Genomic DNA, 2053 nt, shown 5'->3' with positions numbered 1-2053 from the left:
GAGATTGTGGCCTCCGTGCCGTCCGAGAAGGTGACCGTCCCAGAAACGCCATCAAGATCGACAGTTATTCCGTCATCTTCATTGGCGAAACTGATCGTATCGGTGCCATCGCTGCCGTCGTAAGATGCATCGCCTGCCTGGACATAGAACGTGTCATCATCTTCCGTTCCCACAAAATCCTCAAAATTGGAGAATGTCGCGCTTGTGTCATCGGAAAAGCTGACCGTTCCAGAACCTTCGTCAATATCAACGCTGATGCCATCGTCAGAATTGCCGAAGTTTAACGTATCGGTGCCGTCCCCGCCATCGTAGGAGGTATCTCCCGAGCCAACCGTAAATTCGTCATCATAGTCGGAGCCCGAAAAGGACCCGAACTTCTCAAACGTGGCAGTGCTGCCATCCGAGAAAGTAGCCGTCCCATACCCCGAATAAATACCATATTCAGCATATGTACTATCAGCCTCGATATTGACGGTGACTCCGCTCGTTGCTTCAGTGAAATTGAGTGAACTGTAATAACCTCCGTAATAGTCTGCATCTCCGGAACCTATATTGAAGGTTGAATCATACCCTGTATCCGACGCATAACTTTCAAAGTTCGACAAAGTCGCAACCGTGCCGTCAGAAAATGTGATCGTCGCATCGCCGTCACTTACCGTTATCGTGACCGCGTCGTTTTCATAACTCAGGCTTACATAATCGGTGCCATCTCCACCATCATAGGTGACGTCTCCCGAAGTTATGTAGAACCCATCGTCCCCGTCGCTGCCGTTAATCACCTCGTAGTCTGTAAAAGAGGCCTCGGAATCGGAGGAGAACAAAATTGTTCCTGAGCCTCCATCATAAAAGACCATCAAACTCTCAGATGAATCGGAAAAGTCCAGCGTGTCGGTCCCATCACCGCCGTCATAGCTGCTGGTACCCTCTTCCGCGTAAACATAATCATCTCCATCACCACCATAGATCTGGTTGGTGCCGCCATCCTCATAAAAAATGTCATCCCCAAGGCCGCCATAGGCTTCATTACTGCCAGCGCCAAGGTAAACCATATCGTCGCCATCGCCGGCGTCGATATAGTCGTCGCCATCCCCAAGCTCGATTACGTCATCACCGTCGCCGCCGTAAACTTCATTCGCGCCGTCGCCGCCATAAAACGCATCATCATCATCATCACCATATACCTCATTGTCTCCGTCTCCGAGGTACAGCGTGTCTTCACCTTCTCCAGCCTCGATGTAATTGTCACCGTCTCCCGAATAGATCACGTCATTGCCAATCCCACCGTAAATCGTATCGTCGTCATCTCCTCCGTAGACCGTGTCGTGACCATCACCGGCTTCTATGTAGTCGTCGCCACCGCCGCCGTAGATTTTGTCACTGCCGCCTCCGGCATAAATCTCGTCAGCACCGTCGTCATCATCTGTGTAAATACCATCATCGCCATAGATGTAATCCTTGGAGTCCCCCCCATAGATCGTGTCTTCTCCACCGCCACCTTCAAGCCAGTTCCCATCATCATCGCCGTAGAGTGTATCGCTTCCCGTTCCCCCAAAAAGATAGTCCTCGCCATCATCGGAGTACAACGTGTCATCGCCATCGTCGCCAAAAATCTTATCTGTCCCGGCACCTCCGTACATCTCATCTTCACCATCCCCGCCGGTGAGGATATCGTCGCCATCATCACCTTCGATGTAGTCATCGTCATCACCGCCGTAGATGAGATCGTCGTTATCTTCGCCGAAGAGCTGATCATCTCCCCCATACCCGAGAATCGCATCCGCTTCGTCGGTTCCGGTCAAGACATCGTCTCCATCAGTGCCGTAAATATCATTGTATTCGATGGAGGTATCGAGATTATCAGACATGGAGCTCTCCTTCCTTAACTCTCATAAAGGGAAAGGAACTATGCTTAAATAATTATTTACGGATCATTTTTGCGAAATTAATATATATAATATATTTTTCTATTTAAACTAATCTTCTATAGCAGATCGATGAACTGGAAGGGGCATTGCCATTTGTAGACAGCCCCTGTTTTGCAAGAGTTTTCTTA

Annotated in this window: 1 protein-coding gene; it reads right to left on the bottom strand. The window is 49.5% G+C overall.

Going from position 1 to position 2053, the window contains the following annotated elements:
* A partial coding sequence (locus tag E1297_RS02425; RefSeq protein ID WP_209015599.1) for a calcium-binding protein occupies positions 1-1865 on the bottom strand: 1865 nt, incomplete at its 3' end.
* Positions 1866-2053: the final 188 nt, after the last annotated feature.

The organism is Roseibium sp. RKSG952 (assembly GCF_009711355.1).
The sequence above is the reverse complement of the archived record's forward strand: the minus strand, read 5'-3'. Positions and strand labels throughout refer to the sequence as shown.